We start from the raw sequence: 24,846 nt of genomic DNA on the forward strand, positions 1-24,846 counted from the left end.
GGCCCCGCCCAGCCCCTCGCCTTCCGTCCCCTGACCGTCCGCGGCGTGACCATGCGCAACCGGCTCTGGGTCGCCCCGATGTGCCAGTACTCAATCCTCAAGAAGGACGGCGTGCCCGAAGACTGGCACCTCGTGCACCTCGGCGGGCTCGCGGCGGGCGGGGCCGGCCTCGTCATCGCCGAGGCGAGTGCGGTGAGCCCGGAGGGTCGCATCACCGACCAGGACACCGGCATCTGGAACCCGGAGCAGGCCGACGCCTGGGCCCGCATCGTCCGCTTCATCCACGGGCAGGGCGCCCGGGCCGGCATCCAGCTCGCGCACGCCGGCCGCAAGGCCTCGACCTGGCCCGCCTGGGGCACCGACGGCCACGGCGCCGTCCGGCACGGCACCGTCCCCGCTGAAGAAGGCGGCTGGCCGACGCTGTCGGCGTCGACCATCCCGTTCCCGGGCTACGCGGCTCCCGTCGCCCTCGACGCCCCCGGCATCGACACGGTCGTCGACGACTTCGCCGCCGCGGCCGTCCGCGCGATCGACGCCGGCTTCGACGTGCTCGAGATCCACGCGGCCCACGGGTACCTGCTGCACCAGTTCCTCTCCCCACTCAGCAACGACCGCACCGACGAGTTCGGCGGTTCCCTCGAGAACCGCGCCCGGTTGCTGCTGCGGGTCGTCGCGGCCGTCCGCGCAGCGGTCGGCGACACGCATCCGCTCTTCGTCCGGTTCTCGGCCACCGACTGGGCCCCGGGAGGCTGGACCCCTGAGGAGACCTCCATCGTCGCCGGCTGGGCGCGGGATGCCGGCGCCGACTTCTTCGATATCTCCTCCGGCGGCAACGTCACGGGCGTGCAGATCCCGCTCAGTCCCGGCTACCAGGTGCCGCTCGCCGCGTTCGTGAGAGGCGAAGCGGATGTGCAGGTGAGCGCGGTCGGGCTCATCACGACCCCGGCGCAGGCCGAGGAGATCCTCGCGAGCGGGCAAGCAGACGCGGTCATGCTCGCCAGGGAGCTCCTGCGCGACCCGCACTTCCCGTTGCGGGCTGCCCACGAGCTCGGGGCGACGATCGACTACTGGCCGCCGCAGTACCTGCGCGCCCGCTGGCCGGAGGCCTGAGGCCCCACCCGGCCACCCTGAGCGGGCCTGTGGGTCAGAGGCGCCTGGTCGCGTCCTGCACTTCGCCCACGAGTTCCTCGATGATGTCCTCGAGGAAGAGCACGCCCGTCGTCGCCCCGACGGCGGTGAACGAGCGGGCGAGGTGCGCTCCGGAGCGGCGCATGGTCGCGAGGGCGTCCTCGAGGTCGGTGCCCTCGTAGATCGACACCAGCTGACGGATCCGCTTGGCGGGGATCGGGTCTGCGTAGCTGCCGAGGCCGTGCCCGGCGGTGCCACCCGTGCCATCCGGGACCGGGGTCCCGGCATAGCCGTCGAGGTCGATCACGTCCTTGAGGTGCACGTAGCCGGTCGGCTCCCCTTCGGCGGTCACGAGCACGTAGCGCGAGAAACCGTGCTTGGTGACGGCCTTCTCCACGTCGGCCGGGCTGGCGGACTCCGGCAGGCTGATCAGGTCTGCGAGCGGGACCGCGACATCGCGCACCTTGCGGGTGGTGAACTCGAACGTCGCGCTGAGCGCGCCGGTCCCGTCGCGGAGGACGCCCTCCCTGGTCGACTCCGACACGATCGTCGCGACCTCCTCGAGCGTGTACGTGCTGTTCGCCTCGTGCTTGGGCTCGACCCGGAACAGGCGCAGGACGCCGTTCGCGGTGGAGTTGAGCGCCACGATCAGGGGCTTGACGAGGCGCCCGAAGAACACGAGCGGCGGCGCGAGCACGAGCACGGCCTTGTCGGGGATCGAGAACGACAGGTTCTTCGGCACCATCTCGCCGAACACGACGTGCAGGTAGGAGACGAGCAGCAGCGTCACGACGAACGCGATCGCGGTGAGCGCCTCGTCCGGCAGCCCGGTCAGGGCGAGCGGCGCCTCGAGCAGGTGGTGGATCGCCGGCTCCGAGACGTTCAGGATCAGCAGCGAGCACACCGTGATGCCGAGCTGGGTGGTCGCGAGCATGAGCGTCGCGTGCTCCATCGCGTACAGCGCCGTCCGCGCGCCCATCCGGCCGGCGGCCGCGAGCGGCTCGATCTGGGAGCGCCGGGCGGAGATGACAGCGAACTCGGCGGCGACGAAGAAGGCGTTCCCGGCGAGCAGCACGAAAAGCCAGACGATTCCTGCCCAGTCACTCATGTCGGCGCTCCTTCGACTTCGCCGATGTCGGTCTGGCGGGCGCCGAGGGCGCAGCGGGCACCGTCGTGGGCGTTGCCTCCTGCGACGGTGCGACCACGACCGCGGTGCCCGGCTCGGACTCGGTCTCCGGCTCCGGCTCCGACGTGGGTGTGAAGCGGATGCGGTCGATCCGGCGGCCGTCGAGGCGTTCGACCGAGAGTTCCCCCGTGTCGATGAGCACGACGTCACCGACGACGGGCAGCCGGCCGAGCTCGCTCATCACGAAACCGGCGACCGTCTCGTACGGGCCGTCCTCAGGGACCTCGACGCCGGTGCGTTCGAGGAGTTCGTCCGGACGGAGCATGCCGGGGAAGGTCAGGGAGTCCGGCGAACGCACGACCCCTGCCCTGGTGCGGTCGTGTTCGTCTGCGACCTCGCCGACGAGTTCCTCGACGAGGTCCTCGAGGGTGGCGACGCCGGCGGTTCCGCCGTATTCGTCGACGACGACGGCCATCTGGTAGCCGCGACCGCGGAGTTCGACGAGGAGGCCGTCGAGTTTCATGGTCTCCGGCACGCGAACGGCCTCGGACTGGAGTGCGGACACCGGCACATCCGCCCGGCGGTGCCGGGGAACCGCGACGGCCTGCTTCACGTGCACGATGCCGACGACGTCGTCGACGCCCTCGTCGACGACGGGGAACCGTGAGTACCCGGTCTGGCGGGTCAGGTCGATCACGGCCTGGGCGGAGGCGTTGCGCTGGATGCTCGCGACGCGCGGGCGGGGCGTCATGACGTCTGCGGCCGTGTGGCCGGAGAAGAGCAGGGTGCGGTGCAGCAGCGTCGCGGTGTCCTTCTCGAGCAGGCCGGCACTCGCGGAACGCCGCACGAGCGAGGAGAGCTCTTCCGCGGTGCGTGCGCCGGACAGCTCTTCCTTGGGTTCGATACCGATCGACCGGAGCACGGCGTTCGCGCTGCCGTTGAGCACGTTCACGGCGGGCTTGAACACGGTCGTGAACAGGGTCTGGAACGGGATCACGAGTTTCGCGGTCTGGATCGGCAGGGCGAGGGCGAAGTTCTTCGGCACGAGTTCGCCGATGATCATCGACGCCAGGGTCGCGATGACGATCGCGGTCGTCGAGGCGACGGCGGGCACGACGAGTTTCGGCAACCCGGCGGCGAGCAGCGGGGGTGCGAGCAGGCTGCTGATCGCGGGCTCGAGGGCGTAACCGGTGAGCAGCGTGGTCAGGGTGATGCCGAGCTGGGCGCTCGACAGGTGCGTCGAGGTGATCCGGAGGGCGGCGATGGTCTTCGCGAGCCGCGTTTCGCCGCGGGCCTGCCTGGCCTCGAGGTCGCTGCGCTCGAGGTTCACGAGGGAGAACTCACTCGCGACGAAGAGGCCGGTGCCGATTGTCAGGATGATGCCGACGCCGAGCATGGCCCACTCAAACATTGTGGGATCCGAGTGTCATCACAAGGGGAAAACCGTTCTCGCGGGGAGAACGGTCACTGGGCGAATTCGCAGGAGGAGGGTCGTCCATTATTCATCCCACTATACCGGTGAGCCCGCTGCGGGGCCGGGTGAGCTGCGCCACCCGGACCCGATTGTCAGGAAGAACCGCCTACCAGGAGACCGGCAGCGCCTTGCCCTCCTCGTAGCCGGCGGCCGACTGGATCCCGACGAGGGACCGCTCATGGAACTCGTCGAGGTTCGTCGCGCCGGCGTAGCTGAACGAGCTGCGCACGCCGGAGGTGATCATGTCGAGCAGGTCCTCGAGCGAGGGGCGGAGCGGGTCGAGGTAGATCTTCGAACTCGAGATGCCCTCTGCAAAGAGGGTCTTCCGTGCGAGCTCGTACGGGTCGAGCCTGTCGAAGCGCTCCTGGACGGCCTTGGTCGATGCCATCCCCCAGCTCTCCTTGTAGACCGCGCCGGAGGCGTCCGTGTCGAGCAGGCCTGGCGCCTCGATCGTGCCTGCGAACCAGGAGCCGATCATGACGGATGCCGCGCCGGCTGCGAGCGCGAGCGCCACGTCCCTGGGGTAGCGCACCCCGCCGTCCGCCCAGACGTGGGCGCCGAGTTCGCGCGCGGCCGCAGCGGTCTCGAGCACTGCGGAGAACTGCGGCCGGCCGACGGCCGTCATCATCCGGGTCGTGCACATCGCACCGGGTCCGACGCCGACCTTCACGATGGTGGCGCCCGCGCCGACGAGGTCGTTGACGGCATCCGCGGTCACGACGTTGCCCGCGACGATCGGGATTCCGAGGCCGAGTTCGGCGACGATGCCGAGCGCCCGGATCATGCCGGCCTGGTGCCCGTGCGCGGTGTCGACGACGAGGACGTCGACCCCCGCGGCGACGAGCGCGCGCGCCTTCGCGGCGACGTCGCCGTTGATGCCGATCGCCGCGGCGACGAGCAGGCGGCCGTGGGCGTCGACGGAGGGGCGATAGAGCGTGGAACGGAGCGCGCTCTTGCGGCTCAGGGTGCCGACTATGATGCCGTGCCGGAGCACGGGGGCGAAGTCGAGTTCTGCGGCGGTCATCACGTCGAAGGCGCGGCGCGGGCCGTCGATGTCCTCCGCGTCGAGCGAGGTCAGCGGACCGTGGAGCAGGTCGCCGAGCTGGGCGTCCGGCAGGGCGGTGCCGAGCCTGGCTGCGTCGATGCAGCCGAGGTAGGCACCGCGGGCATCGTTGACGACGATGCCCTGACCGGCGACGGGCGGCACCTGGCGCAGGGCGCTCGCGACGGTTTCACTCGGCCCGAAGATGAACGGGGTGTCGAAACGGGTCGACTGGTCCTTCACCCAGCGAATCGCGGCGTCGAGCTCCTGCAGGTGCATGTCCTGCGGCAGGACGCCGAGTCCTCCGCGGCGCGCGAGGGACGCGGCGAGCCGGGGACCGGTCACCGAGTTCATGTTCGCGGACACGATGGGGATGGTGGCCCCTGTCCCGTCACCGGGCGCCAGGGAGACGTCGAGCCTGCTCGTGACGGCCGATTCGCTCGGCACCAGGAAGACGTCGGAATACGTGAGATCGTGGCTGGGGATCGCTCCATAGAACTGCATGCAAATAACGCTAGCCCCCCGCATCGATACCCGCAGCCATGCGCGATTGGTTTAGGCTGGGCGGGCAGACCGAACCGGAGATTTTCGGCCGGGGATATCCAAAATTCAACGCAGAGAGTGGGAACCGGCTGTGTCGAGCCAGTTGACCGGTAGTGGATCCGACGAAGCAACGTCGGGTGAATTCGGAGCGAACGAGTGGCTCGTGGACGAGCTGTACGAACGGTACCTCGTGGACAAGAACTCCGTGGATGAGTCGTGGTGGCCCGTGCTGGAGAGCTATCACCAGACCGCGAACGGAGCAGGACAGGCCGCGGAAGAGCCCTCCGCCGATGCCGCACCGGCGGCCCGGCCCGGGGCATCCACCCCCGCAGCAGCAGCCCCGGTCGCTACGGCCCCCGCTGCATCGGCCCCGGCCGCATCGGCCCCTGTCGAACCCGCCCCGATCACGGCCCCGATCGCGATCATCGGCGGCCAGCGCACCGCCCGCACCACCTCGACCGCGCCGCGTTCGCTCCCCGTCCCCGCCGACGCACCCGTCAAGGGTCCACAGGCGCCGGCAGGTGCCGTCGCGTCGCAGGACCTCGTGACCCCGCTCCGCGGCATGCAGAAGAGCCTCGCCGCCAACATGGCCACGAGCCTCACCGTGCCAACGGCGACGAGCGTGCGCACCATCCCGGCCAAGCTCCTGATCGACAACCGCATCGTGATGAACAACCACATGCGCCGGTCCCGCGGCGGCAAGGTCTCCTTCACGCACCTGATCGGCTGGGCGCTGATCAAGGCCCTGAAGATGTTCCCGAGCCAGAACGTCTGGTACGACGAGATTGACGGAAAGCCCTCCGTCGTCGCGCCCGCCCACGTCGGCCTCGGCATCGCGATCGACCTGCCCAAGCCCGACGGCACCCGCGCCCTGATGGTCCCTGCGATCAAGCGCGCGGACACCATGACCTTCGGCGAGTACCTCTCGTCCTACGAGGACCTCGTCACCCGCGCCCGCAAGAACAAGCTGACCGCCGACGACTTCTCCGGCGCGACGGTGTCGCTCACCAACCCGGGCGGCATCGGCACCGTCCACTCCGTCCCGCGGCTGATGAAGGGGCAGGGCTGCATCATCGGCGCCGGCGCCCTCGACTACCCGGCCGAATTCCAGGGTGCGAGCGTGAAGACGCTCACCGGCCTGGCCATCTCCAAGACCATCACCCTCACGAGCACCTACGACCACCGCGTCATCCAGGGCGCGGGTTCTGGCGAGTTCCTCAAAATCGTGCACGAGCTCCTCATCGGCGGGCACCACTTCTACGAGGACATCTTCGCGGCGCTGCGCATCCCGTACGACCCGATCCACTGGGCGCCCGACATCAGCGTCGACCTCGCGAGCGCCGTCGACAAGACGGCCCGCGTGCAGGAACTGATCAACGCGTACCGGGTGCGGGGCCACCTGATGGCCGACGTCGACCCGCTCGAATACACCCAGCGCACCCACCCGGACCTCGACATCGCGAACCACGGCCTGACCTTCTGGGACCTCGACCGCCAGTTCGTCACGGGCGGCTTCGGCAGCCAGCGCCTGATGCTGCTCCGCGACATCCTCGGTGTGCTCCGCGACTCCTACTGCCGCACGACCGGCATCGAGTACATGCACATCCAGGACCCTGCCCAGCGCAAGTGGATGCAGGAAAAAATGGAGAAGACGTACGTCAAGCCCACGCATGACGAGCAGATGCGCATCCTCGGAAAGCTCAACGAGGCCGAGGCCTTCGAGACGTTCCTGCAGACCAAGTACGTCGGCCAGAAGCGGTTCAGCCTCGAGGGCGGCGAGTCCACCATCCCGCTGCTCGATGCGATCCTCGAGGGGGCGGCGAATGCCGGCCTCGACGGCGTCGCGATCGGCATGGCCCACCGTGGCCGGCTGAACGTGCTCACCAACATTGCAGGGAAGACCTACGGCCAGATCTTCCGCGAATTCGAGGGCACCCAGGACCCGCGAAGCGTGCAGGGCTCCGGGGACGTCAAGTACCACCTCGGCACAGAGGGCAGCTTCCGCGGAAACAACGGCGTGGAGATTCCGGTCTACCTCGCCGCGAACCCCTCGCACCTCGAGGCCGTCGACGGCGTGCTCGAAGGCATCGTCCGCGCCAAGCAGGACCGCAAGCCGATCGGCACCTTCTCGACCCTCCCCGTTCTCGTGCACGGCGACGCCGCCATGGCCGGGCAGGGCATCGTGCTCGAAACGCTGCAGATGTCCCAGCTGCGCGGTTTCCGCACCGGCGGCACGATCCACCTGGTCGTCAACAACCAGGTCGGCTTCACGACGCTGCCCCTCGACGCGCGCACTTCGGTGTATTCGACGGACGTCGCGAAGACCATCCAGGCCCCGATCTTCCACGTGAACGGCGACGACCCGGAGGCCGTCGTGCGGGTCGCTGAGCTCGCATTCGCCTACCGCCAGGAGTTCAAGCGCGACGTCGTCATCGACCTGATCTGCTACCGCAGGCGCGGTCACAACGAAGGCGACGACCCCTCGATGACCCAGCCCCTGATGTACAACCTGATCGAGGCCAAGCGCTCGGTGCGGAAGCTCTACACCGAAGCCCTCGTCGGACGTGGCGACATCACGGAGGCCGAGTACGAGGCCGCGCACGCGGACTTCCAGGACCGCCTCGAACGGGCGTTCATGGAAACGCATGCCGCTCAGTCCTCCTCGATCCCGATTGTCGGCAGCCAGGGCCTGTCTTCGGGCAACAGCCTGCAGGAGGAAGCCGTCGGCGAGCCCGCGACAACGGGCGTCCCCGAGGCGGTCGTGCACCTCATCGGAGATGCCTTCCTCAATAAGCCCGCCGGATTCACCGTGCACAACAAGCTCCAGCAGCTCATGCAGAAACGCGCGGACATGAGCCGGAACGGCAGCATCGACTGGGCGTTCGGCGAACTCCTCGCCCTCGGCTCCCTCCTGCTTGAGCGCACCCCGGTGCGTTTCGCCGGCCAGGATGCCCGCCGCGGCACCTTCGTGCAGCGTCACGCCGTTCTCCACGACCGCATCAACGGCCAGGAATGGCTGCCACTCGCGAACCTCAGTGAAGACCAGGCCCGGTTCTGGATCTACGACTCACTCCTGAGCGAATACGCGGCGATGGGCTTCGAGTACGGCTATTCCGTCGAACGCGCCGACGCCCTCGTGCTCTGGGAGGCGCAGTTCGGCGACTTCGCCAACGGCGCGCAGACCGTGATCGACGAGTTCGTCTCCTCCGCCGAGCAGAAGTGGGGCCAGCGGTCCTCCGTCGTGCTCCTGCTGCCGCACGGGTACGAGGGCCAGGGCCCCGACCACTCCTCGGCGCGGATCGAACGCTACCTGCAGCTCTGCGCCGAGAACAACATGACCGTCGCCCGCCCGTCGACGCCGGCGTCGTACTTCCACCTGCTGCGTCGCCAGGCGTACATGCGCCCGCGGCGCCCGCTCGTGGTCTTCACGCCCAAGTCGATGCTCCGCCTGCGCGGCGCGACAAGCGCCGTCGCCGACTTCACCCAGGGGCGCTTCGAACCCGTGATCGACGACGCGCGCATCACCGACAAGGCGGCCGTCAAGCGGGTGCTGTTCATGGCGGGCAAGCTCTACTACGACCTGCTCAGCGAACTCGAGAAGAAGCCGAACCCCGAGATCGCGCTCGTGCGACTCGAGCAGTTCTACCCGCTGCCCGCTGCCGAGCTGCAGCAGGTCGTCGACCAGTACCCGGACGCCGAACTCGCCTGGGTGCAGGATGAGCCAGAGAACCAGGGCGCCTGGCCGTTCTTCTACTTCAGCGCGAGCAAGCTCATCAAGCGACCGGTGCGGGTGTTCTCCCGGTCCGCCTCCGCGTCCCCGGCCGCCGGTTCTGCGAAGCGGCACGCCGCAGAGCAGGCCGAGCTGCTCTCGAACGCGCTCACGCTCTAATCGCACCGTTCCGGTCGAGGGTGCCCGTTGCAACGGGCACTCTCGACCGGAAAAGTACAGGCATTGCCGGGAGCCGGGCCCGGTCGTAGGCTGGCCGCGAACGCGACCGAACGCGACCATCGACCTGCGACGAAGGAGCATTCCCGTGCCTGCCCGCGACCTCACCCGGCTCGGCGAGCCGTGCTGGAACGACCTGATGACCTCGGACCCCACGAGGAACCGCGACTTCTACACCGGGCTCTTCGGCTGGCACGCGGGTGCGTCCGAACCCGAATACGGCGACTACGTGACGTTCCGGCGCCGCACCTCCGACGTGGCAGGGATGGCGCCTTCCCCGGAAGGATCGACAGCGGGGAACGCCTGGCTCGTCTACCTCTCCGTCGACGACGTCGATGACACGGTGACGGCCGCGGTCGCCGCCGGAGGGCAGATTCTCCAGGAGCCGTTCACCGTCGGCGCGATGGGCCGCATGGCGGTGCTCGCGGATCCCTCTGGCGCGGCCGTCGGCGTCTGGCAGCCGATCGAGTTCGTCGGCTTCCGCGTCGTCGCCGAGGCCGGCACGCCGATCTGGCACGAACTCAGCACGCGCGACTACGACGCGGCCCTGGCCTTCTACACGGCCGTCTTCGGCTGGGAGCCGCAGGTTTTGAGCGACACGCCGGAGTTCCGGTACAGCACGGTCGGGCCGGAAGGGATGCCCGTCGCCGGGGTCCTCGACTCGAGCGCCTTCCTGCCCGACGGAGTGCCCTCGCACTGGGCGGTGTACTTCGGCGTCCCCGACGCGGCCGAAGCAGCGGCACGCGTCGTCGAGCTCGGCGGCGCCGTCGTGCGCGAAGCGTGGGATTCGGAATTCGGGACCTTCGCCCAGGTGTCCGACGCGACGGGCGCGGTGTTCTACATCGGTTCCGTCGAGCCTGCGACGCCGACAGGCGCAACCCCGGACAGCACCGTCACGACGGCATCGGCCAGCGCGGGAACGGTCGCGACCGGCGTCGGCGACAACGCCGCCTTCGTGGACGCTGCCTCCGTTGACGCCGCCTTCATCGATGTCGACGAGAGCGACGTTGAAACGAGCCAGTCCGCCGGGTGACCCGACACGGGCATCCGGCAGATGAGGGCCCGGCCGAGCTGGTCAGCGGCAGCCTAGTGAGCGGACTGGATGGTGCGCAGCTTGAGCAGCACCTGGTCGCGGAGGTCTTCCGGAGCGATCTCCCGGCAGGCGCGCTGCACGGCCTCGGTCAGGGTGCGCCCGACGAGATGTTCGCTGCTGCAGTCTGTGCAGTGGGCGAGGTGCTCCTGAATGTCGGCGGCGTCCTCACCGCAGAGTTCGTTGTGGAGGTATTCCTCGAGTTCGGCCTTGGCCTTCTCGCAGCCGCAATCGGTCATTTCGTGCTCCCAGAGGTGGTGCGACCGGTCCGGCCCGTTGCAGCCTTGGCCCCGGATGCGGGCTGGGCTGAACCCAGGCCGCGTTCGAGCGCGTAGCCGGCCAACAGGTCACGCAGGAGTCGCCGGCCACGGTGCAGGCGGCTCATCACGGTGCCGATCGGTGTCTTCATGATTTCGGCGATCTCCTGATAGGAGAAGCCCTCGACGTCGGCGAAGTAGACCGCCAGCCGGAAGTCTTCCGGGATGGACTGCAGGGCGTCCTTCACGGCGCTGTCCGGCAGGTGATCGATCGCTTCGGCCTCTGCCGAACGGCTCGCCATGGCGGTCGTCGATTCGGCGCCGCCGAGCTGCCAGTCTTCGAGGTCGTCGATGGTGCCCTGGTAGGGCTCGCGCTGCTTCTTGCGATAGGTGTTGATGAACGTGTTCGTGAGGATGCGGTAGAGCCAGGCCTTGAGATTCGTGCCCTGCTCGAACTGCTTGAAAGCGGCGAACGACTTGACGAACGTCTCCTGGACCAGATCCTGCGCATCCGAGGGATTGCGCGTCATCCGCATTGCTGCGGCGTAGAGCTGGTCGATGTAAGGCATGGCCTGTTCTTCGAACAGGTCTCGCAGGTCGATCGCGTCAGTTGTCATCACGGACAATTCTAATGCGTCGATCACGGACGTTTCGGGTCGTTCAAGCACCGTTGACAGCACCATCGGAACCTCCCTCATCTGTTCATCACCGACTATCCTGATAACCGATGTTGATCTCGAGATATTCCAAGCCCGATTTCGATCCCTACGGCGACAACGCGCCCGAAGAGACGGATGCCTGGTGGCCGGCCCCCGTCGCCGCCCGGCCGCTCGCCGCCGTCGTCTCCCTTCCGGGCTCGAAGTCGCTCACCAACCGTGAGCTCGTGCTCGCCGCGCTGGCCGACGGCCCCTCCCTCCTCCGCTCACCGCTGCACTCCCGCGACAGCGACCTGATGGTCGCCGCGCTCCGGCAGCTGGGCACAACGATCGACTCCGTCCCCGGCGACGGAGAGTTCGGCGGAGACCTCAGGATCACTCCCGGCGAGCTCTTCGGCTCGACGACGATCGACTGCGGCCTCGCCGGCACCGTGATGCGCTTCCTCCCGCCCGTCGCCGCCCTCGCACTCGGCCCGACGACGTTCGACGGCGACGCCGGAGCCCGCCGCCGCCCGATGGCGACCACGGTCTCCTCCCTCCGCGCCCTCGGTGCAGACATCAACGACGACGGCCGCCATGCGCTTCCGTTCACCGTGCACGGCACCGGCAGCCTCGCCGGTGGCGAGGTCACGATCGACGCGTCCACCTCGAGCCAGTTCGTCTCCGGCCTCCTCCTCGCCGCCCCGCGCTTCGAGCACGGCCTGCACCTCCGGCACGACGGCGAACGCCTGCCGAGCCTGCCTCACATCGAGATGACGATCGCGACCCTCGCCCGCCGCGGCGTCACCGTGACGAGCCCCGCCGTCGGCGAATGGATCGTCCGGCCCGGCCCGATCCGCGGCATCGACGTCGACATCGAACCCGACCTGTCGAACGCCGCCCCGTTCCTCGCCGCAGCGCTCGTCGCCGGCGGTAGCGTCACGATCACCGGCTGGCCCGCAGAGACAACCCAGGTCGGCGCAGACCTCGAGCACCTCCTGCCGCTCTTCGGCGCGGTCGTCACCCGCTCGGGAGACCGCCTCACCGTCACGGCGGGCGAGCGTCTCACCGGCGTGACCATCGATCTGTCCACCGGGGGCGAACTCGCGCCTGCCCTCGTGGCCCTCGCCGCCCTCGCGGACTCCCCGAGCACCATCACCGGCATCGGCCACATCCGGAACCACGAGACCGACCGCCTCGCCGCCCTCGCGGCGGAGATCAACGGCCTCGGCGGTTCCGTCACGGAGCTGCCGGACGGCCTGCAGATCGACCCTCGTCCCCTGCACGGCGGCCAGTGGCACAGCTACGACGACCACCGGATGGCGACGGCCGGCGCCCTGATCGGCCTCGCTGTTCCCGGCGTCCTGGTCGAGGACATCGGCACGACCGCGAAGACACTCCCCCAGTTCCCCCAGCTGTGGCACGCGCTCCTCGCTTCGTCGACCGTGCTCTCATGAGCTGGTGGGCCGGCGCGGACGACGACGAACCCGAGTTCGACGAGTCGAGCGTGCGTGTGCGCCCCAACCGCAAGGGCAGCAAACCGCGCACCAAGACCCGCCCGGACCACGAGGACGCACTCACCGGGCGCATCCTCTCGGTCGACCGCGGCCGGTACACCGTCATGCTCGACGAGAACAAGCGCACCGAGCGCCGCGTCACCGCGGCCCGGGCGAGCGAGCTGCGCAAGCACGCCGTCGTGACCGGCGACCGCGTCGACATCGTCGGAGACACCACCGGGGCGGAGGGCAGCCTCGCCCGGATCGTGCGCATCGTGCCGCGGGTCACCCTGCTGCGGCGCAGCGCCGACGACACCGACGCCGTCGAACGGGTCATCGTCGCCAATGCCGACCAGATGCTCATCGTCGTCGCCGCCGCGAACCCGGAGCCACGCATCCGCCTGGTCGACCGGTACCTCGTCGCGGCGTACGACGCGGGCGTCACGCCGATCCTCTGCATCACCAAGACCGACCTCGCCGATCCCGCCGAGTTCCTGAACAACTTCGCCGGCCTCGACCTGATCGTCTTCACGAGCCGCGACGACGCCATGCCGCTCGAGAGCATCTCCACAGCTCTCGTCGGCCACGACACCGTCTTCGTGGGGCACTCGGGCGTCGGCAAGTCCACCCTCGTCAACGCCCTCGTGCCCGACGCGCATCGCGCCGTCGGCGTCGTGAACACCGTGACCGGCCGCGGCAGGCACACCTCGTCCTCGACGGTGTCGCTGCGCCTCGAAACGGATGCCGGCCGCGGCTGGGTCATCGACACTCCCGGAGTGCGCTCCTTCGGCCTCGGGCACATCAACACCGACAACATCCTCAAGGCGTTCACCGACCTCGCCACGATCGCGGAGAAGTGCCCGCGCGGCTGCACTCACCTGCCTGACTCGCCGGACTGCGCCATCAACGAGGCCGTCGCCGCCGGCGAACTCGGCGACACCGGCAAGGCGCGCCTCGATTCCCTGCAACGGCTGCTCGCGACCTTCGCGGTCGCCCCGCACCACTAAAGTGGCGGGCATGACGGATTCCACGCGCCTCGAAGCCGGCGACCCTGCACCGCAGTTCACGCTCACCGACCAGGACGGGGCATCCGTCTCGCTCGCCGGGTTCGCGGGCGAGGGGGTCGTCGTGTACTTCTACCCCGCAGCCCTCACTCCGGCCTGCACCAAGCAGGCCTGCGATTTCCGCGACAGCCTCGGCTCGCTCGAAACGGCCGGCTACCGGGTGCTCGGCATCTCGCGGGACACCCCGGAGAAGCTCCGGGCGTTCCGGGACGCCGAGGGCCTCACCTTCCCGCTGCTGAGCGATGCCGACCTCACCGTGCACCGGGCCTACGCGGCCTGGGGCGAGAAGAACCTCTACGGCAAGACCGTCACGGGCGTGCTGCGGTCCACCTTCGTGATCGACGAGGCCGGACTGGTCACTCTCGCGCTCTACAACGTGCGCGCGACGGGCCACGTCGCGAGCCTGCGCAAGAAGCTCGGCCTCGGCGACTGACACCCGGTCCCACGTCCCAGGGGCCGTCAGCGGCTCCTGGTGGCCGCTGACGGCATCCGCTGCCGCTGGCGGGGGCACCGACATGCTGCCCGGACGAAATAGTGGGTGAACACTCGGCGACGGATGTCTACCCGGCCGTGTCGCCCCCGTCGCGCGGGGTCTGCGTGGCCGCGAGCACCGCGGGAGTGAAGAGAAGCCCGAGCACCACGATCGACGGAACCAGGAGCGCCCAGCCGAGGTCGGGACGCGCGTACAGGCCCTGGAAGCAGCCGACCGCGACGGCGATCTGCACGACCTGCCAGGTCACGGCGGCGCCGCGGATCCAGCCCCGGTGCCTCAGGGAATTGACCGCGATCGCGGTCACCCAGACGGCGGCGATCAGCACGATGATCAGGATCGCGACCCCGCTCGCGAGCGAGGTCGGCGTCGCGGTGAGGAGCTCGAGCACGAGCCAGACCACGGCGGCCCAGAGCAGTGCGGCCTCGGCCCAGAGCAGGCCGGCGAGCAGGAGGAGTGCGGGCGCACGACGCGGGCGGAACGCACCGGCGTCACCGTCCGGACGCTGGTCGAACTGTTGATTCACAGAGATATCCCATACCAAACTATTGATTTGACCCCACCATTATGCGACCATAATTGAGGCCCGGTTGACGCTCACAGGGACGTGAGCCCTATGAATGCGTAAATCGCTTACCTTCCTGCAATCGGCAGCCTCTCATCTTCGGCCAATCGGCCAGGCACCCTGCAATAAAGGAGCATCTCTATGGACTGGCGCGACAAAGCGGCCTGCCTCACCGCCGACCCGGAATTGTTCTTCCCCGTCGGTAACACTGGACCCGCTGTGGACCAGATCGAAAAGGCCAAGTCTGTATGTGCCCGTTGCAATGTCACCGAGGTGTGCCTCCAGTACGCGCTGGAGACCGGACAGGACTCCGGCGTCTGGGGCGGCCTGAGCGAAGACGAACGCCGCGCCCTCAAGCGCCGCGCCGCACGGGCGCGCCGCGCGTCCTAGCCCACCGCACCTGTCCTGAAGCCTGGCGCGCCGCCCCCGCGGCCCGTCAGGCTTCACGCATGTAGCGCAGCGGAATCTCGATCGTCACCTCGGTGCCGCTGCCCATCATCGTGTGCCAGTCGATGCTTCCGCTGAGCTCGCCCTGGATCAGGGTGCGCACGATCTGGGTGCCCAGTCCCGATCCGACCTTGCCTTCCGGAAGACCCGAACCGTTGTCGCGCACGCGCACCGTGAGGGTCTCTTCGTTGCGCTCGGCCTCGATCACGACTTCGCCTTCGCGCCCGGCGAGACCGTGCTCGACCGCGTTCGTGACGAGCTCCGTGAGCGCGAGCGCGAGCGGGGTGGCGAAGGCGCTCGGCAGCACGCCGAAACTGCCGGACAGCTTCGGGTGCGCCGTCGTGTTGTGGGCGGATGCGACCTCGGCGATCAGGAGCAGAACCCGGTCGAAGACGACGTCGAAGTCGACCTGCTGGTTCAGCCCCGTCGACAGGGTGTCGTGGACGACGGCGATCGCCGCGACCCGGCGCATCGCCTGGTTGAGCGCCTCGCGCGCGGTATCGGAGTGGGTGCGCCTGGCCTGGATCCGCAGCAGCGACGCCACGGTCTGGAGGTTGTTCTTCACCCGGTGGTGAATCTCCCGGATGGTCGCGTCCTTCGTGATGAGTTCGCGCTCCTGGTGGCGCAGTTCGGTCACGTCGCGGCAGAGCACGATCGCGCCGATCCGCTGGCCGCGGTTGCGGATCGGGATCGCCCGGAGCGACACGGTCACGCCGCGCGCCTCGACATCCGTTCGCCAGGGCGCCCGGCCGGTGACGACGAGCGGCAACGATTCGTCGACGACGACCGTTCCGGTGAGCAGGCCCGTCGTGACCTCGGCGAGGGACTCGCCCTCGAGCTCGTCGGCGAAGCCCATCCGGTTGAAGGCGGAGAGCGCGTTCGGGCTCGCGAAGGTCGTGACACCGTCGAGGTCGAGCCGGATCAGGCCGTCGGAGGCGCGCGGGGCGCCGCGGCGCGGGCCGGTCGGGGCGCCGAGGTCCGGAAAGTCACCGGAGGCGATCATCGCGAACAGGTCGTTGGCGCAGTCGTTGAAGGTGAGCTCCTGGCGGCTCGGGGTGCGCGCCTCGCTCAGGTTCGTGTGCCGGGTGAGGACGGCGACGGGCACGGGCGCGATCTGGGAGCCGGTCGTGCTGAGCCGGCGCATCACCGGGATCGCCCGGACCCGGGTCGGCGTCTCCTCGTACCAGTCGGGGGCCGTCGTATCCACGATCCGGGCCGATTCGAAGGCCTCGGTCACCTGCTGGCGCCACTCCCCCTTGATTCCCTGGCCGACGAAGTCGCGGTAGAACAGGGTCGCCGCGCTCGAGGGGCGCGCGTGCGCGACCGCCACGAAGCTCCCGGTGGTGCCGGGTACCCAGACGACGATGTCGGCGAAAGCGAGGTCGGCGAGGAGCTGGCCGTCGGCGACGAGCATGTGGAGCCAGTCCACATCCTCGGCACTGCTGCGGCCCTGGGCAAGTACGAGATCACTGAGCGTCGACACCCTGCCAGCCTAGGTCCCCCCGAACGCGTCCGGCGACTCGAACCTCCCCCGGATCACGACCCGGGCTGCCATGCTGGCCCCATGACCTCCACGTCAGCACGACCGGATCGCACCCTGATCGCCATACTGTTCGTCATCGCAGCTCTCGTGATCGTCGCTCTGGTCGTCGTCCTCTCCCGCGGGACGCCAGAACGCCTCGACCGCGGAACCCCTGCCGGCGTCGTCCAGGCGTATGCGGCAGCGGTCCTCGATGGGGACGAGTCGACGGCCGCCGGCTACCTCACCGAGAACGCCGTCGCCGGCTGCGAGTCGTACGGACGCGACGCCGCGGCCGACGACCTCAGGATCACCCTCGTGCGCTCCGTCGAGCGCGGCGACTCTGCCGACGTGACGGTCTCCGTCGCGAGCTCGACGAACTCGGGGCCGTTCGGGGCATCCGAATACCAGACCGAGGAGGTCTTCGAGCTCGTGCGCGTGCCCGACGGCTGGAAGATCGACTCCGCGCCCTGGCGATTCGCGGTCTGCCCCGGTACGAAGGCCACCTCATGAGCGCGACGACCGGGCTGTCCACGGTGCGGCGCGTCATCGTCTTCGTCCTGCTCTTCGCCTTCGTCACGCTCGCGGCCGCCGGGCTCTCGGGGCTGTTCGGCCGGCTGTTCGATGGCGTGCTCGAGATCCTGCCGGGCGACACGGGCCGGCTCGCGGGAAACGACGTCTCCGGGCTCGCCCAATCCCTCGCCTTCACGCTGATCGCCGGCCCGTTCGCCGCGGTGCTCTGGTGGTCGCTGTGGCGGCGGATGGCCGGCGACGAACGCTCGGCGCCGGCCTGGGGCCTCTACATCGCCGCCATGTCGACCGTCGCGTGCATCACGTCCACAACGGCCCTGCTCGGCGCGGCATCCGCACTCGTCGCCGACGACCGGCAGCCGCACGGCCTGGCGACCGGCCTCGTCTGGGCGGCGGTCTGGGTCTGGCACCGGTGGATGTCCGGACACCGGGACAAGGGTCCGCTGCGCCTCAGGTCGGTCGCGCCCGTTCTCGGCAGCGTGTTCGGCCTCCTGATCGGCGCCGGCGGGGCGATCACGGCCATCGGCTCGGTGTTCGACCTGGCCGTCACGTCCCTGCTCCCCCTGCTCGACGAGGGCGCGTTCTGGTGGCGCCAGCCGGCGGTCGGGCTCGTCTGGTGCGCCGGCGGGGCATCCGTGTGGTGGTGGCACCTCAGCCGGGAACGGGTGTCGACCATGCGCGGCGGCTTCGCGGACGTCGCCCTCGTCTGCGTCGGCATCGGCGCGGCCCTCGTCACGACGCTCGTCGGGGCGGGGGTGACGCTGTACGTCCTGCTCAGGCTCTGCTTCGACAGCTCGGAACCTCTCGGCGGCATTCTCGATCCCCTCGGCCCCTCCCTCGCAGCCGCTCTCGTCGGCGCGCTCGTCTGGCGGTATCACGGCCGACTCGCCACGCGCCGTTCGGCGGCGACCCGTGGCGCGGCCACCCTGGTCACCTCCGGGCTCGCGCTGGCGTCCGCGGCAACCGGGGTCGGTGTGGTGGTCAATTCCCTGCTCTCCGTGCTCACGGACCCTCTCGTCGGGTCGGACACCCGCACGCTCCTGCTCGGCGGGCTCAGTGCCCTCATCGTCGGCGGGCCGCTGTGGTGGGCGGCCTGGCGACCGCTCACGCCGCGGGTCTGTGACCGTTCGAACCAGGGCAGCGCCGATAACGGCCGGCGGGTCTATCTCGTCCTCGTCTTCGGCCTGAGCGCCGTCGTCGCACTCATCACGCTGCTCGTGGTCGGCTTCCGGCTGTTCGAGTTCGGCCTCGGCGGCACGGCGGACCGCAGCGTCCTCGAGGACGTGCGGGCGCCGCTCGGACTCCTGGTCGCGACGGGTCTCGTCGCCGGGTATCACTTCGCCGTCTGGCGACGCGACCGGTCTCTGCTCGCAGCACCAGGGGAACGGCAGCCAGGCATCGGCAGGGTGATCCTGATCACGACCGCAGGCACAGATCCGGAACCGCTCCGACGGGCCGTCACCGAAAGCACCGGCGCAGCAGTCACCGTCTGGTCGCGCGCCGGAACCGGAGCCGGGACCGACGCCGGGACGGAAGCCGGGCAGGCAGCCGGGACGGAAGCCGGGCAGGCGACCGCCGTCGCCGAGGCCCTGGCCGGGGTCACCGGCAAGCGTGTGCTCGTCGTGACCGGACCAGGCTCAAGCATCGAGGTGATCCCGCTCGGCGACTGAGCGCCCCCTTCACACCGCGGGAGCCCGGCGACGCCACGGCATCCGCCCCAGGCCCCCGCTTCGCTCCGGAACCGGAACGGGCAGAAGCTCCCGGTGCACCAGCCGCAGGATGCCGGCGCGGGCGGGCGAATTCGGCGCGGTATCGCGCAGCGTGCGTCCGGTCAGCACGGCGGCATCGGCGCCCGCCTGGTCGTGCGGGATCAGGAACGGGGCCTGGATTCCACCGAACCGGCGGAGCGCGGCGACGACCTGCCGGTTGGCGTCGATGCCGACGGCGCTCGGTCGAACCCGGTTCATCACGACGCTGACCCTGTCGGTCGAGACCGCCTCGGCGAGCTCGGCCCAGGACCGCAGGAACCGGGCGAGCCCGACCGGGTCGGCGAGCCCGCACGCCACGACGTGGTCCGCCGCCCGGAGCGCCGTGAGTGTCGCTGCGTTGCGGCGCGGCGCGAACAGGTCGCTCGAGATCTCCTCGTCGCTCTCCAGACTGAACCCGGTGTCGAGCACGACGTAGTCCACCCAGTTCCGGAGCACCTCGATGGTCTTCGAGACGCGCTCGCCGGTCAACTCCGGCCAGCGCGAAGGCCTCCCGATGCCCGTGAGCACCCAGAACGCGCCGCGCGGCGAGGTGTAGCGCTGCGCGATCCGTTCGAGTTCCGGCCGGGTGAGGCTGTCGGTCCCGGCGAGACGGCAGGCCGCGGCGAAACCGGGCGATTCGTCGAGCATCCCGAGGGCCGGCGCGATCCCGCCTCCATAGCTGTCGACGTCGACGAGCGCAACGGTGTGCCCCGCCGCCGCGATCTCGGCGGCGACGTTGATCGCGAGCGTCGTGCGACCCGGCGCGCCGGAGGGCCCCCAGACCGCGATCACGGTGCCGCGGGCGGGCACCGGGCGGGAGGCCTCGCGTTCGGTGACCCGCAACGGGATCACCACGCCTGCCTCGATCACCGCTTCGATTCCGGCCCAGGGCGCCGTTGCGTCGATCACGTCGAGGAGGCCGAGCCCCGCTGCATGCCTGCGGTCCTGGTCGGTCGCGGCGAGCGCGATCACGCGCACTCCGTGCTCGTCGCACGCCCGGATCACGGCGGCACTCAGCGTCGCCCGTGCAGCGCTGACGAGCGCGACATCCGCCTCGGTGCGGTCGAGGACCGCGAGCAGTTCCCCTGCCCCCGACAGCCGGGCGAGGACGGCGTGCCCGTACTGCACGATGTCCGCCAGGAGGCGGTCCTCCGTCGGGCGGTCGAGCGCGAGCAGCAGCCGGGCCATGATCAACCGCCGAGGGGCTGGTTGGCCGGAACGACCGCGATCGCCGCGCGGTTGGCGATCGCGGTAAGCACAGCGGCGACGACTTCCCTCGGTACCCGGAGCTCGACCGAACGGCGGCTGGTCCCCACCGAGAGTCCACTCGGCTCGAGCACGCGCACCACTCCGGCTCGACCGACGAGCACCGTCGGCGGTCCGAACTCCCCACGCGCGGTCTGGGGTGAGGACCAGACGTCGACGACGGCGCCCGGCACGACGGCTTCCGCGAGGGCGTCGGTCAGCTCGACGACGACCGTCGTGACGCCGGCGTCAGCGGATGCGCCGACCGCGGACACCGGGATCAGCTCGCCCGCTGCAACGCTGCGGGCCAGGACCAGGCCGTCAGCGGGCATCCGCTCGGGCGTCACGTAGAGCGGGAGCGCGCCGTCGAGGCGGACCTGGCTGAGCTCGAGGTCGGCGGCCGTGACCCGGTCGCCGACCAGGAGAGCGTCGCGGGCCGCGTAGACGGCTGTCGTCCGATCGCTGCCTGCGACGACCAAAGCCACGCCGCCGACCGCACCGAGCACGAGGACGAGCCCGATGAGCAGGCGCGGATCGAACCAGACTCCCGGGCGTGGTGCCCGTTTCGGCCTCGAGACCATGGCTGCCCCTCTCCCTGGCGCGGGCGCCTGCCGCCGCCCGCCGGATCATTGGTGTCTATCGTCGCCGTTCCCGCGCGGCGGCGGGAAAGTTATCCACAGGCTGCCGCTCTCCCGGCGGAACGCCGCCGGAACCGCCGATAATCGAACCATGAATGCTCCAGACGACTATCGTGGGCTGGGCCGCTTCCTGACCCTCGCGGACACCGCCGACATCCTCGCCCTCACCCTGACCGAGGTCAGCGAGCTCGTGCACACGGGTGAGCTGCCGGCCATCAGGATCGGTCCGTCCGCACCCGAGCGGATGCAGCACTGGCGGGTGGAGCGGGTCGTGCTCGAGTCGTACATCGAGGCCAAGTACGAGGAGGCCAGGCGGCTGTCGTTGTGGGAGCAATCCGACTACGCGAACATCCCCGAGCTCTCCGGCGGCACGATCATCCGGCCGCCTGCCTGAACCTAGGCCGGCGCGGTCAGGATCAGTACCGTCAGGATCAGAGCCGGCAGGATCAGAGCCGGCAGAATCAGAGCCGGCAGAATCAGAGCCGGCAGGATCAGTACCGGGACAGTCAGGGCAGGCACAGCAGCTGGATCTCGGCGAGGGGGACGATCCGGTACTGCCGCACCTCGGAGGTACGGCGCGGCACCCCGCGGTCGTGCATCGCGAGGTCGAGGTGGTCGCGGCCGATCCGGTCGATCGTTCCGCTGAGGAGACCTCCCGGGGTGTGCACCTCGACGAATTTGCGCCGCCTGGCCAGGTCGCGGAGCACGAAGGCGAACCCGATCCGGTCGACGACCCCCGACTCGGGTTCCGCCGGCGCGGTGAGGGAGGCGCGCACCTCCGCAGACTGCAGGATCACCCCCGCGATCGCAGCGATCGGAACGACGCACTGCGGAGCGCTCAAGGCGGGGACACCGGGCGGGGTCGTCCCGGCCGACGCCGAAGCCGGATCGAGGATCTCGGCGGCGAGCCAGTCCCGCCCGAACGTCGTCGGACGAACGAAGAGAGTCGCACCGGAGGCGAGCACCAGCCGCAGGACGCCGCTGCCCGCGCCGCTCAGGCTCATCAGCCGGTGCCGCAGCGACAACCGGCCGAGCCGGAGCCGTTCCTCTTCCGCGCGCAGCTCGAGGTCCTCGGCGTTCAGCTCGTGTTCGAGCTGTCCCTCGAGGTCGTCGAACAGGTTGTCCCAGCGCACACGTCGACGCTAACTCGCCGCAAACCGGGGCGCCGTGTTATCCACAGGACATATAAGCGCTCGACACCGCCGGCATCCGCTGATTGAGTAGCGAACCTGTACCTCAGCACCCGGAACCCCCCGGAGGAGTCATGAGCGATCCAGTCGGTATGAGTGAGCAGGCGAGCGCCCGAGTGGAACGGTTCGCCGACGAGGACTACTTCGGGCTGCAGCCGAGTTCCCGCCGGCAACTGCCAGACCCGGAGCCGCTGCTCATCAACCTCACCCGGTGCGTGATCGAGGTGCTCTCCGGGGCCCGCGAACTCGACCAGCTCGCGCGCTGGGTGAGCGACGACGTCTACCGCCACCTGCTCAAGCGGGTCGTCCTCTCCAACAGGGCACGGGCGATCAAGGGCCTCCCGGCGCAGCGGCCCACGATCTCCATCGGCAGGGTCACCATCACGGAACCGAGGGACGGCGTGGTCGAAGCGGTCGTCATCGTGCACAGCAAAGTACGGGTGCGCGCGGTCGCCCTGCGCCTCGAAGGGCTCGACAACCGGTGGCGGGCCAGCGCGATCAATGTGCTGTGACGGCCGGATCCGCTGCAGCAGGCGCCTCAGGGGCCGAGCCGGACCCGGGGTCGACTCCCGAGCCGGCACCCAGGCCGACCGCGGGCAGGATCACCCCGTCGATCAGGGAGATCAGGAAGTCCCGGTTGACGGGCTTGCGCTCGAACAGGACCCGCATCGAGGCCATGGCGGTGGTCACGGTCGCCAGGTTGTCCACGTCGCTTGTCGGTGAGATCTCGCCGCGCTCGATGGCACGGCGCAGCAGGAACCGATGGGCGGTCACCCGGGGTTCGACCACGGAGAGACGGGCGGTCTCGGCGAGCTCGGGCGAGTGGGCGAGCAGGGACATCAGTCCGGCTATGACCCGCAGCTTCTTCTCGCCGTCCTCGATCGAGTGCGGCTTGATCATGGCGATCAGATCCCCGCGCAGTGTTCCGGTGTCCGGCAGCTGGGACAGGTTCAGGTCACCGTTCTTCATGCACGCGACCGCGTCGATGACGAGTTCGCCCTTCGACGGCCACCTCCGGTAGAGGGTGGCCTTGCCCGCTTTCGCCCGGGAAGCGACCATGTCGATGGTCATGCCGTCATAGCCGCATTCGGCAAGCACGTCGACGGCAGCAGCGAGGATGTCAGGGTCACGGGTATGGTCCCGCCTGCGACCGAGCTTGACGGGCTCCGCCTCCTCGGCGGGGTCATCCTCGGCCGGGCCGAGTTGGGTCCTAGCCACACTCACCGCTCTCTGATCGAACTCTTCTGATCGAACTCTTCTGATCGAACTCTTCTGATCGAATGTTACCCGGAGGTAAATTCAGGAACTGTTAAGATCCGGAACTCCACAGTATCGTATATAGTCGCCTTCATGCCAAAGACTTCCGCCACTTCTTCCACTCTCACGAGCGCACCTGTGCCGCATTCCCGGCGCTGGTGGACCCTCAGCACCGTCGCCCTCGCCCAGCTCATGGTCGTGCTCGACTCGACCGTGGTCAACATCGCCCTGCCCTCCGCGCAGGCGGACCTCGGCTTCTCCAACGGAGACCGGCAGTGGATCATCACCGCGTATTCGCTCGCCTTCGCGAGCCTCCTGCTGCTCGGTGGACGCCTGTCCGACCTCATCGGCAGGAAGCGCACCTTCATCATCGGCCTGATCGGCTTCGCCGCCGCCTCGGCTCTCGGCGGCGCGGCAGGCACCTTCGGGCTGCTCGTCGGCGCCCGCGCCCTGCAGGGTGCGTTCGGCGCCCTGCTGGCCCCGACCGCCCTCGCCGTGCTCACCACGACCTTCACCATCCCGAAGGAGCGCGCCCGCGCCTTCGGCATCTTCGGCGCGATCGCCGGTGCCGGCGGCGCCGTCGGCCTGCTGCTCGGCGGCTTCCTCACCCAGAACCTCGACTGGCGCTGGAACCTCTACATCAACATCCCCATCGCCGTGATCGGGGTGATCGGCGCGATCATCTTCGTCGACCACCTCGAGCGCACCGGCCCGCGTCCGAAGCTCGACATCCCCGGCACCATCCTGGTCTCCGGCGCGCTCTTCGGACTCGTCTACGGGTTCTCCAACGCCGAAACCGACGGCTGGGACTCTCCCCTCACCTGGGGCATGCTCGCGGGAGCCGTCGTTCTCCTCGTCGCCTTCGTGCTCTGGCAGCGCCGAGCCGCACATCCGTTGCTGCCGCTCGCGATCGTGCTCGACCGTAACCGCGGCGCCGCCTACCTCTCCGTGCTGATCGCGGGTGCCGGCATGTTCGGCATCTTCCTGTTCGTCACCTACTACCTGCAGGTCTCGCTGCACTACACCCCGGTCCAGACCGGCCTGTCGTTCCTGCCGATGATCGGGATGCTCGTCGTCGCGGCCCAGCTGTCGACGAATATCTTCGTGCCGCGATTCGGTCCGAAGATCATGGTGCCGTTCGGCATGACGCTCGGCGCGCTCGGGATGATCTACCTGACTCATCTCGACCTGAACAGCACCTATGCCGCCGACGTGCTGCCGCCGCTGATGATCCTCGGTTTCGCGATGGGCTCGATCATGCCTGCCTCGATGCAGACGGCGACGCTCGGCGTCGACCGCCAGTTCGCCGGCGTCGCCTCCGCGATGGTGAACACGAGCCAGCAGGTCGGCGGGTCGATCGGGACCGCGCTGCTCAACACGCTCGCCGCGACGGCAGCGACCAACTTCCTGGCCGC

At 69.5% G+C, this 24,846-nt stretch carries 23 protein-coding genes and 1 pseudogene; 12 read left to right on the forward strand and 12 right to left on the reverse strand.

Translation table 11 applies throughout. The annotated features are described in order from the left end of the window. Nucleotides 1-30 precede the first annotated feature (30 nt). Nucleotides 31-1,110: an NADH:flavin oxidoreductase/NADH oxidase gene (locus QN350_RS08880; protein WP_323516231.1), complete on the forward strand. Its 1,080-nt coding sequence runs from the start codon at nt 31-33 to the stop codon at nt 1,108-1,110. A gap of 34 nt (nt 1,111-1,144) precedes the next feature. Here the strand turns inward: QN350_RS08880 and QN350_RS08885 are convergent, their stop codons facing one another. The 3 genes from QN350_RS08885 to QN350_RS08895 form a co-directional block, all read right to left on the reverse strand. After that, nucleotides 1,145-2,236, reverse strand: coding sequence for a hemolysin family protein (locus QN350_RS08885; RefSeq protein WP_323516166.1), 1,092 nt, complete (start codon nt 2,234-2,236; stop codon nt 1,145-1,147). Then, complete coding sequence (locus tag QN350_RS08890) at nt 2,229-3,665, reverse strand: hemolysin family protein (protein ID WP_323516168.1); 1,437 nt, start codon at nt 3,663-3,665, stop codon at nt 2,229-2,231. Before QN350_RS08890 ends, QN350_RS08885 begins: the two co-directional genes overlap by 8 nt. A gap of 169 nt (nt 3,666-3,834) precedes the next feature. Beyond that, nucleotides 3,835-5,274 (reverse strand): GuaB1 family IMP dehydrogenase-related protein, encoded by a 1,440-nt coding sequence (locus tag QN350_RS08895; protein ID WP_323516172.1) that lies wholly within the window; start codon nt 5,272-5,274, stop codon nt 3,835-3,837. Nucleotides 5,275-5,404: 130 nt separating this feature from the next. Between QN350_RS08895 and QN350_RS08900 the strand changes: the two genes are divergently transcribed. Both QN350_RS08900 and QN350_RS08905 read left to right on the forward strand, forming a co-directional pair. Further along, nucleotides 5,405-9,202, forward strand: a complete 3,798-nt coding sequence (locus QN350_RS08900; RefSeq protein ID WP_323516175.1) for a multifunctional oxoglutarate decarboxylase/oxoglutarate dehydrogenase thiamine pyrophosphate-binding subunit/dihydrolipoyllysine-residue succinyltransferase subunit — start codon at nt 5,405-5,407, stop codon at nt 9,200-9,202. A 145-nt stretch (nt 9,203-9,347) separates the two neighbouring features. Beyond that, the gene (locus QN350_RS08905; RefSeq protein WP_323516176.1) at nt 9,348-10,292 is read left to right on the forward strand and encodes a VOC family protein; all 945 of its coding nucleotides are present in this window, start codon (nt 9,348-9,350) and stop codon (nt 10,290-10,292) included. 53 nt (nt 10,293-10,345) lie between these two features. Here QN350_RS08905 and QN350_RS08910 read toward each other — a convergent pair whose 3' ends face one another. Together QN350_RS08910 and QN350_RS08915 are read right to left on the reverse strand one after the other, a co-directional pair. After that, the gene (locus QN350_RS08910; RefSeq protein ID WP_281534124.1) at nt 10,346-10,588 is read right to left on the reverse strand and encodes a zf-HC2 domain-containing protein; all 243 of its coding nucleotides are present in this window, start codon (nt 10,586-10,588) and stop codon (nt 10,346-10,348) included. Then, on the reverse strand, nt 10,585-11,223 hold the full coding sequence (locus tag QN350_RS08915; protein ID WP_281536179.1) for a sigma-70 family RNA polymerase sigma factor: 639 nt from the start codon (nt 11,221-11,223) through the stop codon (nt 10,585-10,587). Before QN350_RS08915 ends, QN350_RS08910 begins: the two co-directional genes overlap by 4 nt. A gap of 110 nt (nt 11,224-11,333) precedes the next feature. On the opposite strand from QN350_RS08915, the gene aroA reads away from it, so the two are divergent. From aroA to bcp, 3 genes are read left to right on the forward strand one after another with little or no spacing between them, the layout of a single operon-like run. Further along, entirely contained in the window at nt 11,334-12,698 is a 1,365-nt protein-coding gene (aroA, locus tag QN350_RS08920; RefSeq protein WP_323516178.1) for a 3-phosphoshikimate 1-carboxyvinyltransferase, read from the forward strand. After that, nucleotides 12,695-13,744 (forward strand): ribosome small subunit-dependent GTPase A, encoded by a 1,050-nt coding sequence (rsgA, locus tag QN350_RS08925; protein ID WP_323516180.1) that lies wholly within the window; start codon nt 12,695-12,697, stop codon nt 13,742-13,744. Before aroA ends, rsgA begins: the two co-directional genes overlap by 4 nt. 10 nt (nt 13,745-13,754) lie before the next feature. After that, the gene (bcp, locus tag QN350_RS08930) at nt 13,755-14,234 is read left to right on the forward strand and encodes a thioredoxin-dependent thiol peroxidase (RefSeq protein ID WP_323516181.1); all 480 of its coding nucleotides are present in this window, start codon (nt 13,755-13,757) and stop codon (nt 14,232-14,234) included. Between the two features lie 127 nt (nt 14,235-14,361). Here the strand turns inward: bcp and QN350_RS08935 are convergent, their stop codons facing one another. After that, entirely contained in the window at nt 14,362-14,817 is a 456-nt protein-coding gene (locus QN350_RS08935) for a hypothetical protein (RefSeq protein WP_323516183.1), read from the reverse strand. Between the two features lie 180 nt (nt 14,818-14,997). Between QN350_RS08935 and QN350_RS08940 the strand changes: the two genes are divergently transcribed. Beyond that, a complete protein-coding gene (locus QN350_RS08940; protein ID WP_035837005.1) occupies nt 14,998-15,246 on the forward strand; it encodes a WhiB family transcriptional regulator in 249 nt (82 codons plus the stop codon). A gap of 46 nt (nt 15,247-15,292) precedes the next feature. Here the strand turns inward: QN350_RS08940 and QN350_RS08945 are convergent, their stop codons facing one another. Continuing rightward, complete coding sequence (locus QN350_RS08945) at nt 15,293-16,786, reverse strand: sensor histidine kinase (RefSeq protein WP_322139084.1); 1,494 nt, start codon at nt 16,784-16,786, stop codon at nt 15,293-15,295. Nucleotides 16,787-16,867: 81 nt separating this feature from the next. Between QN350_RS08945 and QN350_RS08950 the strand changes: the two genes are divergently transcribed. After that, a complete protein-coding gene (locus tag QN350_RS08950; RefSeq protein ID WP_323516185.1) occupies nt 16,868-17,335 on the forward strand; it encodes a hypothetical protein in 468 nt (155 codons plus the stop codon). Then, entirely contained in the window at nt 17,332-19,023 is a 1,692-nt protein-coding gene (locus QN350_RS08955) for a DUF5671 domain-containing protein (RefSeq protein WP_323516187.1), read from the forward strand. Before QN350_RS08950 ends, QN350_RS08955 begins: the two co-directional genes overlap by 4 nt. Nucleotides 19,024-19,032: 9 nt before the next feature. Here QN350_RS08955 and QN350_RS08960 read toward each other — a convergent pair whose 3' ends face one another. Together QN350_RS08960 and QN350_RS08965 are read right to left on the reverse strand one after the other, a co-directional pair. Next, a complete protein-coding gene (locus QN350_RS08960) occupies nt 19,033-20,289 on the reverse strand; it encodes a regulator (protein ID WP_323516189.1) in 1,257 nt (418 codons plus the stop codon). Nucleotides 20,290-20,291: 2 nt separating this feature from the next. Further along, nucleotides 20,292-20,927 carry a hypothetical protein gene (locus QN350_RS08965; protein ID WP_323516191.1) on the reverse strand — a complete coding sequence of 212 codons (636 nt, stop codon included), beginning with the start codon at nt 20,925-20,927 and terminating at the stop codon, nt 20,292-20,294. Between the two features lie 148 nt (nt 20,928-21,075). On the opposite strand from QN350_RS08965, the gene QN350_RS08970 reads away from it, so the two are divergent. Continuing rightward, nucleotides 21,076-21,378 carry a helix-turn-helix domain-containing protein gene (locus QN350_RS08970; RefSeq protein ID WP_323516193.1) on the forward strand — a complete coding sequence of 101 codons (303 nt, stop codon included), beginning with the start codon at nt 21,076-21,078 and terminating at the stop codon, nt 21,376-21,378. 2 nt (nt 21,379-21,380) lie between these two features. Here the strand turns inward: QN350_RS08970 and QN350_RS08975 are convergent, their stop codons facing one another. Together QN350_RS08975 and QN350_RS08980 are read right to left on the reverse strand one after the other, a co-directional pair. Further along, complete coding sequence (locus QN350_RS08975; protein WP_323516195.1) at nt 21,381-21,503, reverse strand: hypothetical protein; 123 nt, start codon at nt 21,501-21,503, stop codon at nt 21,381-21,383. Further along, nucleotides 21,491-22,117, reverse strand: coding sequence for a hypothetical protein (locus QN350_RS08980; protein ID WP_323516197.1), 627 nt, complete (start codon nt 22,115-22,117; stop codon nt 21,491-21,493). Before QN350_RS08980 ends, QN350_RS08975 begins: the two co-directional genes overlap by 13 nt. A 131-nt stretch (nt 22,118-22,248) precedes the next feature. Between QN350_RS08980 and QN350_RS08985 the strand changes: the two genes are divergently transcribed. Continuing rightward, nucleotides 22,249-22,686: an Rv3235 family protein gene (locus QN350_RS08985; RefSeq protein ID WP_323516200.1), complete on the forward strand. Its 438-nt coding sequence runs from the start codon at nt 22,249-22,251 to the stop codon at nt 22,684-22,686. Here the strand turns inward: QN350_RS08985 and QN350_RS08990 are convergent. Next, nucleotides 22,673-23,392: a TetR/AcrR family transcriptional regulator gene (locus QN350_RS08990; protein ID WP_323516202.1), complete on the reverse strand. Its 720-nt coding sequence runs from the start codon at nt 23,390-23,392 to the stop codon at nt 22,673-22,675. The two genes, QN350_RS08985 and QN350_RS08990, sit on opposite strands and share 14 nt — an antisense overlap. A gap of 132 nt (nt 23,393-23,524) precedes the next feature. Between QN350_RS08990 and QN350_RS08995 the strand changes: the two are divergent. Further along, nucleotides 23,525-24,826, forward strand: a pseudogene (locus QN350_RS08995) (MFS transporter); the annotation flags it as partial. Nucleotides 24,827-24,846: the final 20 nt, after the last annotated feature.

Source organism: Cryobacterium sp. 10I5, from assembly GCF_035019865.1.
GTDB lineage: Bacteria > Actinomycetota > Actinomycetes > Actinomycetales > Microbacteriaceae > Cryobacterium > Cryobacterium breve_A.

Bases quoted from the DNA above. Each gene is read 5' to 3' on its own strand.
- QN350_RS08885 (WP_323516166.1), bottom strand. From the start codon at position 2,236: ATGAGTGACTGGGCAGGAATCGTCTGGCTTTTCGTGCTGCTCGCCGGG.
- QN350_RS08890 (WP_323516168.1), bottom strand. From the start codon at position 3,665: ATGTTTGAGTGGGCCATGCTCGGCGTCGGCATCATCCTGACAATCGGC.
- QN350_RS08895 (WP_323516172.1), bottom strand. From the start codon at position 5,274: ATGCAGTTCTATGGAGCGATCCCCAGCCACGATCTCACGTATTCCGAC.
- QN350_RS08910 (WP_281534124.1), bottom strand. From the start codon at position 10,588: ATGACCGATTGCGGCTGCGAGAAGGCCAAGGCCGAACTCGAGGAATAC.
- QN350_RS08915 (WP_281536179.1), bottom strand. From the start codon at position 11,223: ATGACAACTGACGCGATCGACCTGCGAGACCTGTTCGAAGAACAGGCC.
- aroA (WP_323516178.1), top strand. From the start codon at position 11,334: ATGTTGATCTCGAGATATTCCAAGCCCGATTTCGATCCCTACGGCGAC.
- rsgA (WP_323516180.1), top strand. From the start codon at position 12,695: ATGAGCTGGTGGGCCGGCGCGGACGACGACGAACCCGAGTTCGACGAG.
- bcp (WP_323516181.1), top strand. From the start codon at position 13,755: ATGACGGATTCCACGCGCCTCGAAGCCGGCGACCCTGCACCGCAGTTC.
- QN350_RS08940 (WP_035837005.1), top strand. From the start codon at position 14,998: ATGGACTGGCGCGACAAAGCGGCCTGCCTCACCGCCGACCCGGAATTG.
- QN350_RS08950 (WP_323516185.1), top strand. From the start codon at position 16,868: ATGACCTCCACGTCAGCACGACCGGATCGCACCCTGATCGCCATACTG.
- QN350_RS08955 (WP_323516187.1), top strand. From the start codon at position 17,332: ATGAGCGCGACGACCGGGCTGTCCACGGTGCGGCGCGTCATCGTCTTC.
- QN350_RS08960 (WP_323516189.1), bottom strand. From the start codon at position 20,289: ATGGCCCGGCTGCTGCTCGCGCTCGACCGCCCGACGGAGGACCGCCTC.
- QN350_RS08965 (WP_323516191.1), bottom strand. From the start codon at position 20,927: ATGGTCTCGAGGCCGAAACGGGCACCACGCCCGGGAGTCTGGTTCGAT.
- QN350_RS08970 (WP_323516193.1), top strand. From the start codon at position 21,076: ATGAATGCTCCAGACGACTATCGTGGGCTGGGCCGCTTCCTGACCCTC.
- QN350_RS08985 (WP_323516200.1), top strand. From the start codon at position 22,249: ATGAGCGATCCAGTCGGTATGAGTGAGCAGGCGAGCGCCCGAGTGGAA.